The 8,469-nt window shown below is 72.9% G+C and carries 8 protein-coding genes and 2 pseudogenes; 5 read left to right on the plus strand and 5 right to left on the minus strand.

Translation table 11 applies throughout. From position 1 onward, the window contains the following. Positions 1-699, plus strand: a pseudogene (locus CCN42_RS30945) (hypothetical protein); the annotation flags it as partial. A 158-nt stretch (positions 700-857) separates the two neighbouring features. Here the strand turns inward: CCN42_RS30945 and CCN42_RS30950 are convergent. Both CCN42_RS30950 and CCN42_RS30955 read right to left on the minus strand, forming a co-directional pair. After that, on the minus strand, positions 858-1,709 hold the full coding sequence (locus CCN42_RS30950) for a transglutaminase family protein (protein ID WP_086740593.1): 852 nt from the start codon (positions 1,707-1,709) through the stop codon (positions 858-860). A gap of 15 nt (positions 1,710-1,724) precedes the next feature. After that, complete coding sequence (locus tag CCN42_RS30955; protein WP_086740584.1) at positions 1,725-2,771, minus strand: GNAT family N-acetyltransferase; 1,047 nt, start codon at positions 2,769-2,771, stop codon at positions 1,725-1,727. Positions 2,772-2,911: 140 nt separating this feature from the next. Here CCN42_RS30955 and fdxA point away from each other — a divergent pair, with 140 nt between their 5' ends. Together fdxA and CCN42_RS30965 are read left to right on the plus strand one after the other, a co-directional pair. Then, positions 2,912-3,232 (plus strand): ferredoxin, encoded by a 321-nt coding sequence (fdxA, locus tag CCN42_RS30960; protein WP_043503874.1) that lies wholly within the window; start codon positions 2,912-2,914, stop codon positions 3,230-3,232. A 113-nt stretch (positions 3,233-3,345) separates the two neighbouring features. Beyond that, the gene (locus CCN42_RS30965) at positions 3,346-4,443 is read left to right on the plus strand and encodes a bifunctional succinyldiaminopimelate transaminase/glutamate-prephenate aminotransferase (protein WP_086740586.1); all 1,098 of its coding nucleotides are present in this window, start codon (positions 3,346-3,348) and stop codon (positions 4,441-4,443) included. Between the two features lie 97 nt (positions 4,444-4,540). Here CCN42_RS30965 and CCN42_RS30970 read toward each other — a convergent pair whose 3' ends face one another. Continuing rightward, the gene (locus tag CCN42_RS30970; RefSeq protein ID WP_086740587.1) at positions 4,541-4,975 is read right to left on the minus strand and encodes an ATP-binding protein; all 435 of its coding nucleotides are present in this window, start codon (positions 4,973-4,975) and stop codon (positions 4,541-4,543) included. 282 nt (positions 4,976-5,257) lie between these two features. Continuing rightward, positions 5,258-6,229, minus strand: a complete 972-nt coding sequence (locus tag CCN42_RS30975) for a VldE C-terminal domain-containing protein (protein WP_086740589.1) — start codon at positions 6,227-6,229, stop codon at positions 5,258-5,260. Positions 6,230-6,312: 83 nt separating this feature from the next. On the opposite strand from CCN42_RS30975, the gene dapE reads away from it, so the two are divergent. Both dapE and CCN42_RS30985 read left to right on the plus strand, forming a co-directional pair. Continuing rightward, positions 6,313-7,392: a succinyl-diaminopimelate desuccinylase gene (gene dapE / locus CCN42_RS30980; protein WP_086740591.1), complete on the plus strand. Its 1,080-nt coding sequence runs from the start codon at positions 6,313-6,315 to the stop codon at positions 7,390-7,392. 117 nt (positions 7,393-7,509) lie between these two features. Continuing rightward, positions 7,510-8,268, plus strand: a complete 759-nt coding sequence (locus CCN42_RS30985) for an LOG family protein (protein WP_086171208.1) — start codon at positions 7,510-7,512, stop codon at positions 8,266-8,268. 123 nt (positions 8,269-8,391) lie between these two features. Here CCN42_RS30985 and CCN42_RS41665 read toward each other — a convergent pair. Beyond that, positions 8,392-8,469, minus strand: a pseudogene (locus tag CCN42_RS41665) (TIGR00730 family Rossman fold protein); the annotation flags it as partial.

Below are 8,469 nucleotides of genomic sequence, written 5' to 3' on the forward strand. Positions count from 1 at the left end.
GTCGCTGGTCGCGGCCTCGCGTACGACGCCCAGGGCGTCGAACGCGAGGCCGCGACCAGCGACTACAACCCGGTCTCCGTGATCGGCTCGCTCTTCGGCGAGCAGCGGGTCGTCGAACCCGTCATGCCGGTCGACGAGGAGAAGCTGCACTCCGCCCTGGAGACCGCGGCGGGCGGCGCGGGCACCGCGACCGACGGCACGATCCGCTTCGAGTCCGGCAAGGCTGTCCCCGTCTACGGCAAGCCGGGCAAGGGCATCGACGCCGACCGGGCCGGTGAGGCCGTCGCCGAGGCGTACCGCGCCCAGGTGGAGACGGGCACCGCGACGGCGGTCGCGCTGCCGACCGCCACCAAGCAGCCGACGGTCTCGAACGCCGAGGTCGACCGGATGATGAGGGAGTTCGCGGAGCCCGCGATGTCCGACATCGTCAGGGTGCAGACCGACGCGGCGCACTCGATCCCCTTGAGCCCGGAGAACTCCCTCTGGAAGTTCCTCCGCGTCAAGGCCGTCAACGGCAAGCTGGTCGACAGCCCGGACCTGAACGCCCTCGAGCAGCTCTACGGCAGCACCTTCGACGGCGTCCTCATCACCCGCGGCACCGGCGAGAAGACCCCGGTGACCCCCGAGGACGTCTACGGCGCCCTCCGCACGGCCCTGCTGAGCAAGACGAACAGGACAGCGGTCATCGAAACGAGCTGACATCGAGGAAGAGGCCCCCGGACAGGAACCGGGGGCTTCTTCTCACGCCGGACACGAGCACTCGCTCCAGGGGCGCGACGGACCGCGCGACAAGCCATGGGCGAGCCGCAGCCGCGACGGTCGGGAAACGCCGACGGCGGACCGCTCGTCCGGCATCGCTAGTTCAGCATGGCCCGAGCGGCCCGGGCCTCCCCCCGCAGCCGCTCTCCCGCCCCCTCGTCCACGGCGGTGACGACCTCCGCGTACGCCTCCAGCTCCTCCGCCCCGGCGACGAACTCACCCCGCTGCACCAGCAGCCGGGCCCGCTCGTACCGCAGCCGCGCCGGATGCGACGGCAGCAGCAGCGACAGCTCCACCGCCCACAGGGAGACGTCCGACCGCTCCGGCCGGGCGGCGGCCCACGCCCGGATGTTGTTCAGGATCCGCAGCACGACCTCGCCCGGCGCCGCGGGCGTCAGCACCGAGGGATCGAGCGGCGCCCCCGTGGAGCCGACCACGAGCAGCTCCGCATCCATCCCGGTCAGCACCCGCCCCCCGTCGAACGGATCAGCGAGCACGCGCTCCCCGGCCGTCCCGAACCCCACGACGAAGTGCCCGGGCAGCGCGACGCCGTACACCGGCGCCCCGGCCCGCCGCGCCACCTCCATCCACACCACGGACAGCAGGATCGGCAGGCCGCGGCGGCGCCGCAGCACCTCGTGCAGCAAGGAGGACTCCAGCAGCCGGTAGTCCCCGGCGGTGCCCCGGAACCCGAGCCGTCCGCCCAGCAGGTCCCGGGTCGCCTCGGCCCACGCGCGCGGCCCGCCGGGCCGGTACGGCAGCAGCCCGGCCAGCCGGTCCAGCTCCATCTGGGCGGCGTCGATGCCCGCCTCGTCCAGCGCGGAGTCGCCCGCGGCCGCCAGCAGCAGGCAGAGCATGGACAGGTCGGGCCGCTCGGCCCGCGCCTCCTCGGCGAACCGCAGCCGCAGCTCGGCGGCCCGCCCGGGCGGCGGAGGGAACGGAGGACGCAGCACGGCCGGCACCCCTCAGCCCAGTCCGGCGGGGGAGCCGCCGGACTCGTTCGCCGTCGCCGGCTCCCGGTAGTGGTGGTACGCGTGGTGGGCGGCGAAGCCCAGCTCCCCGTACAGCGCCCGCGCCGCCGCGTTGTCCGTCTCGACCTGGAGCCAGCCGGCCGACGCACCCTCCTCCAGGGCCCGCCCGGCGAGCGCGGCCATCACCGCGGTGGCCAGCCCGCGCCGCCGCAGCGCCGGATCGACCTCCACGGCGGCGAACCCGGCCCACCGCCCGTCGACCACGCACCGCCCGATGGCGGCGGGCGGCGCCCCCGCCTGCTCTCCGGGCACGGTCGCGAACCACACGGACGGCCCGCCGTTCAGCACCCGCAGCGCCACCTCGCTCAGCCCCTTGCGCCGGTACCGGGCCAGCCACGCCTCGTCGGCCTGGCGGGACAGCCGCACCTCCACGGGCGTCTCCCGGTCCGCGACGGGGGCCAGGGCACCGGTCCACAGCTCGGCGGTCACCTCCCGCACCCAGCCGCGCCCGGCCAGCTGCGCGCACAGCAGCTCCTGGGTGTCCTCGCCGCCGGTGGTGGCCTGGACGTACGCGGGCAGGCCGCGCTCGCCGTACCAGCGCCGTACGACGGACAGGGCGTCGTCGAGCGGCAGCCCCGGGTCCCCCAGTGCCAGCACCGAGTTGGCCCGCCGCGTGAAGCCGCCCGCGGCCCGCAGCTCCCAGTCGCCCAGCCGTTCGCTCTCCACGGGCCGCCACGCCCGGGCGGAGATCCGCGCGAGTTCCGGACAGGAGGCGGCGGGCCCGCGGCGGCGTGCCGGGGCGGCGGGCACCACCTTGCCCGCGACCAGCGAGGATTCCGGAATGCGGACGGATTCACCGTCCCGCCGTGTGATCAGGAGCACACCGTCGTCCCAGGATGCGAGAACACCTACCGTGTCGGTGAATTTCTTTTGCGTCCCTGTGCTGCCGCTAGGGTGGCTCAAGCGCCGCACGGAGACGCGTTTGCCCACGTCAGCAGTGGTGATTCGGACCTCAAGGCGCCCTGCCGCGGAGATTTCCACAGGTCGGTTCACCCCTCCTGTTCGGATCTTGCCCAAGAACGGAGATACTAGGGGCGGGCATCGACGACGCCGCGCTCCCGCGCGCCAGGCGGCGGAGCCTGAGGAGGCCCGCCAGCGCCCTATCGAGGAGGAACGACAGCGTGACCTACGTCATCGCGCAGCCTTGTGTCGACGTCAAGGACAAGGCGTGCATCGAGGAGTGCCCGGTCGACTGCATCTACGAGGGCCAGCGGTCCTTGTACATCCACCCGGACGAATGCGTCGACTGCGGTGCCTGTGAGCCGGTCTGCCCGGTCGAGGCGATCTTCTACGAGGACGACGTGCCGGAGGAGTGGAAGGACTACTACAAGGCGAACGTCGAGTTCTTCGACGAGCTGGGCTCGCCCGGCGGTGCCAGCAAGCTCGGTCTGATCGAGCGCGACCACCCGTTCGTCGCCGGTCTGCCGCCGCAGGGCGAGTAACACCGCGCCGGCGGCCCGCCATCCGCGCCGCCTCGGTCCCGTACGGCCTGATCGCCTCCGATCGCCGTACGGGACCGAGGCGTTTGCCGTACGAAGAGAGTGAGCGAGAAACCGTGTCCGCAGTCTCCGACCGCCTCCCGACCTTCCCCTGGGACAAGCTCGCGCCGTACAAGAAGACGGCCGCAGAGCACCCGGACGGCATCGTGGACCTGTCCGTGGGCACGCCCGTCGACCCCGTGCCCGAGCTGATCCAGAAGGCGCTGGTCACCGCGGCCGACTCACCGGGCTACCCGACGGTGTGGGGCACGCCGGAGCTGCGGGACGCGATCACCGGCTGGCTGGAGCGCCGCCTGGGCGCCCGCGGCGTCACCCACCACCACGTGCTGCCGGTCGTCGGCTCCAAGGAACTCGTCGCCTGGCTCCCCACCCAGCTGGGCCTCGGCCCCGGCGACCGGGTCGCCCACCCGCGCCTCGCCTACCCGACCTACGAGGTCGGCGCCCGGCTGGCGCGCGCCGCGTACGAGGTCTACGACGACCCGACCGAGCTGGACCCGGCGGGCCTGAAGCTGCTCTGGCTGAACTCGCCGTCCAACCCGACCGGCAAGGTCCTCGCCAAGGAGGAGCTGACCCGGATCGTGGCCTGGGCCCGTGAGCACGGCGTGCTGCTCTTCTCGGACGAGTGCTACATCGAGCTGGGCTGGGAGGCCGACCCGGTCTCGGTGCTGCACCCGGACGTCAACGGCGGCTCCTACGACGGCATCGTCTCGGTGCACTCCCTCTCCAAGCGCTCCAACCTCGCGGGCTACCGGGCCGCCTTCCTGGCCGGTGACCCGGCCGTGCTCGGCCCGCTGCTGGAGATCCGCAAGCACGGCGGGATGATGACCTCCGCGCCCACCCAGGCGGCCGTCGTGGCGGCCCTGGGCGACGACGAGCACGTGCGCGTGCAGCGCGAGCGGTACGCCGCCCGCCGCACCGCCCTGCGCGAGGCGCTGCTCGGCCACGGTTTCCGCATCGAGCACAGCGAGGCCAGCCTCTACCTGTGGGCGACCCGCGACGAGTCCTGCTGGGACACCGTGGCGCACCTCGCCGAGCGCGGCGTCCTCGTCGCGCCGGGCGACTTCTACGGCCCGGCGGGGGACCGGTTCGTCCGGGTGGCGCTGACGGCCACGGACGAGCGGGTGCGGGCGGCCGTGGAGCGGCTGGCGCGGTAGCCGCCCGGCGGGACGCGGACAGGGGGAAGCGGACACGGGAAAGGGGTCCAGGGAGCGCGTCCCCGGACCCCTTTTCCGTCGATCCGTACGGTGTGCGTCAGCCGAGGGAGAGGCCCGTGGCGGGCAGCTGCTGGGTGGGGAGGCCGCCCTTGGTCAGCGAGCTGGTGGGCAGCCCGCCCTTGCCGGCGGCCTGGGCGGCGTCGCCGACGAAGCCTCCGGCGGAACCGGCCACGTCCCCGGCGGCCTTCTGCGCGACCGGCGTCACCTTCTTCGCCGCCTTGCCGGTGGTCTTGCCGGACTGCTTGACGGTCTTGCCGCCGGTCTCGCCCGCCAGCTCGGTGACGTTCTGGGCGGTGCTGTCGACGGCGTTGCCGACGTTCGCGCCGTCCAGGGCGGTCATCCCGCCGAGGTTCTGGGCGGCCGGCAGTTCGGGAGCCGCGGAGGCGGCACCGGCCGCGCCGACCACGGAGGCCGCTCCCGCTGCGGTGAGCAGCGCGGCACGGGCGATCCGGCGGGTCAGGGGGAGGGACATGATGCTCCTTCGACGGGAAGAGAACGTAAAGAGAACGTGCGCCGTGACTACCGCTCGACCCCCCGTCGAGGTTGCGGACACCGAACGTAAAGAGTTGGCAATGCGTCGCATTATCGGCTGTGGATAAAAAGGGACAAAGGGCTGTCGGTCCGAAAGTCCGCCGAATCCTTACAGCCCTTTGTTCCCAATGGTTCCCGGGGAGGCCGAGGTGACCACGCGAAAACCTGCGCACACCGCCGCCCGCACGGGGCCGGCATTAACCCGTCCGGGTGACCGTCCGCACTACTGCGCGGTGACGATCCGGACCGCTCCGGCGCTCCCGCCGCTCTTGGCGTCGGCCGCCGCTTCCGTCGTGCGCCAGCGGCCCTCCGTGGTGCCCGCCACCCACTCGCGGCCCGCGTACGAGACCCGCTCGATGTGCAGCGCGGAAGCGTTGGCCACCGCCCAGTGGGCCAGCTGCCAGCCCCGCTCACGCTCGGCCCGCCCGTCCCCGGCGCCCGGCTGCTCCGCGACCGGGACCGTCACGGTCCGCCCGCTCGTCTCGGCGCTCACCGTCGGCCGCGGGGACGCCTCGGCGCCCACCTCGGCGCCGGTCTCCTCCATCGCGTCCCGCCCGAAGTCCCGCACCAGCGCCGAGCGCACCCCGTCCGGACCGGTGACCCGGGTCGCGTCCGGGCGCCCCTGACAGGTCAGGGTGGCCCCCGCGCGGCCGGTGAGGGCGGCGGCGAGCAGCGTGGCGTCCGGCTCGTGCTTGGCGTACGCCTGCGGGAAGCCGCTGCGCTGCACCCGCTGGGCGGCCACGGTGAGGGGCAGCCGGGTGTAACCGGGCACCTCGGCCAGATGGTCGTAGAACATGCCCGCCGAGTAGATCGGGTCCATGATCTGCTTCTCGGTGCCCCAGCCCTGCGACGGGCGCTGCTGGAAGAGGCCGAGCGAGTCGCGGTCGCCGTGGTCGATGTTGCGCAGCGCCGACTCCTGCAGCGCGGTCGCCAGCGCGATCGTCACCGCCCGCTCGGGCAGCCCGCGCGCGGTGCCGACGGCGGTGATCGTCGCCGCGTTCACCGCCTGCTCCGGGGAGAACTCGTACGTCGCCCCGTCACCCTCGCCCGAGACCACCTTGCAGCCCGGACCGCCGGCCCCGCCGGTGACGTACTGCACCGCGAGATACCCCGCGACCGCGAGCAGGACCACGAAGGCCGCCCCGCAACGCAGGAGACGGCCGTGACGCTTGGGAGAAGGGGACGGCTCTGGCACGCGTCCAAGGTACTGGAGCTCCCGCGACACCCTGAGCCGGGTGGGCGCCGTGCCCGATGGGCGGCGGCGTTAGGGTCGACGGCATGGCCGATACCCCGCTCGATCTCACGCTGGACGCCGCGCGGCTCACCGCGCAGCTCGTCGACTTCCCCTCGGTGAGCGGCGGTGAGAAGCCGCTCGCGGACGCCGTCGAGACCGCCCTGCGCGCCCTGCCGCACCTCACCGTCGACCGCCTCGGCAACAACGTCGTGGCGCGCACCGACCTGGGCCGGCCGGAGCGCGTGATCCTCGCCGGGCACATCGACACCGTCCCGATCGCGCAGAACGTGCCGTCCCGCCTCGACGAGGACGGCGTGCTGTGGGGCTGCGGCACCTGCGACATGAAGTCGGGCGTGGCCGTCCAGCTGCGGATCGCAGCCACGGTCCCCGCCCCCAACCGCGACCTGACCTTCGTCTTCTACGACAACGAGGAGGTCGCGGCCGACCTCAACGGCCTCAAGCACGTCTGCGAGGCCCGCCCCGACTGGCTGGAGGGCGACTTCGCGGTGCTCCTCGAGCCGTCCGACGGCCAGGTCGAGGGCGGCTGCCAGGGCACCCTGCGGATGCTGCTCAGGACCACCGGCGAGCGGGCCCACTCCGCGCGCGGCTGGATGGGCTCCAACGCCATCCACGCGGCGGCCCCGATCCTTCAGCGCCTGGCCGCGTACGAGCCCCGGTGGCCGGTGATCGACGGGCTGGAGTACCGGGAGGGCCTGAACGCGGTCTTCATCTCGGGCGGGGTCGCCGGGAACGTGATCCCCGACGAGTGCGTGGTGACCGTGAACTTCCGCTACGCGCCCGACCGTACGCCCGAGGAGGCGATCGCCCATGTGCGCGAGGTGTTCGCGGACTGCGGGGTGACGGAGTTCGTGGTCGACGACCACAGCCCCGGCGCGCTGCCCGGTCTCTCCCACCCGGCCGCCGCGGCCTTCATCGAGGCGGTCGGCGGCACCCCGATGCCCAAGTACGGCTGGACGGACGTCTCCCGCTTCTCCGCGCTCGGCGTCCCGGCGGTCAACTACGGCCCCGGCAACCCGCACTTGGCACACAAGCGGGACGAGCGGGTAGAGACAACGAAGATCCTCGCGGCGGAGGAGCGGCTGCGCTCCTGGCTGACGGCCTGAGCGCGCACCGCGCTCCGTGGGCCGGGCGCTTCGTGGCGGACACGCGCGCGTCCCCCCTCCGTAACCCGCGTAGATCTACGCTGAGACAGAAAGACGTGGCAACCGGAGGGAGCGCACATGGCTACCGGCAACCCTGAGGGCAGCAAGCAGCCGCCGGAGGAGCAGCGCCTCGGACCGGTCCTCCGGAGGCGGGACCAGGTGCAGACGAGCACCACGGACCAGCGGCTGCTGGACGAGCGCGCTCCCTCCGACTGGGTGCACACCGACCCCTGGCGGGTGCTGCGCATCCAGTCGGAGTTCATCGAGGGCTTCGGCACGCTCGCCGAACTCCCGCCCGCCATCAGCGTGTTCGGCTCGGCGCGGACACCGGCGGACTCGCCCGAGTACGAGGCGGGGGTGCGGCTGGGCCGGGGCCTGGTCGAGGCCGGGTTCGCCGTCATCACCGGCGGCGGGCCGGGCGCGATGGAGGCCGCCAACAAGGGCGCCTGCGAGGCGGGCGGGATCTCCGTCGGCCTCGGCATCGAGCTGCCCTTCGAGCAGGGGCTCAACCCGTACGTCGACATCGGCCTGAACTTCCGCTACTTCTTCGTGCGGAAGATGATGTTCGTGAAGTACGCGCAGGGGTTCGTGGTCCTGCCCGGCGGCCTGGGCACCCTCGACGAACTCTTCGAGGCGCTGACCCTCGTCCAGACCCAGAAGGTCACCCAGTTCCCCATCGTGCTGTTCGGCACCGAGTACTGGGGCGGGCTGGTCGACTGGCTCAAGAGCACGCTCATCGCCCAGGGGAAGGCCGCCGAGAAGGACCTCACCCTGTTCCACCTCACCGACGACGTGGACGAGGCGGTCGCCCTCGTCTCGAAGGAGGCGGGCCGCTAGGGGGTGTCGTCAAGCTTCCGTCGTCGTCGGCAGGACTGCCCTGCGGCGTCCGGTGCGCCGAGAGCAAGCACCCGTCGCCGCAGCGCAGACATGGCGGCGACGACGGTAGGTTGACGACTCCTCCTAGCGGCCCACCTCCTTCGAGACGAGGGCGACCGCCTCGTCCACGTCGTCGGTGAGGTGGAACAGGGTGAGGTCCTT

Source organism: Streptomyces glaucescens, from assembly GCF_002154375.1.
GTDB classification, from domain to species: Bacteria; Actinomycetota; Actinomycetes; order Streptomycetales; family Streptomycetaceae; genus Streptomyces; species Streptomyces glaucescens.

Excerpts from the sequence above, each read along its gene's own strand:
- CCN42_RS30970 (WP_086740587.1), bottom strand. The coding sequence starts at position 4,975 with ATGTCCCTCCCCCTGACCCGCCGGATCGCCCGTGCCGCGCTGCTCACC.
- dapE (WP_086740591.1), top strand. The coding sequence starts at position 6,313 with ATGGCCGATACCCCGCTCGATCTCACGCTGGACGCCGCGCGGCTCACC.
- CCN42_RS30985 (WP_086171208.1), top strand. The coding sequence starts at position 7,510 with ATGGCTACCGGCAACCCTGAGGGCAGCAAGCAGCCGCCGGAGGAGCAG.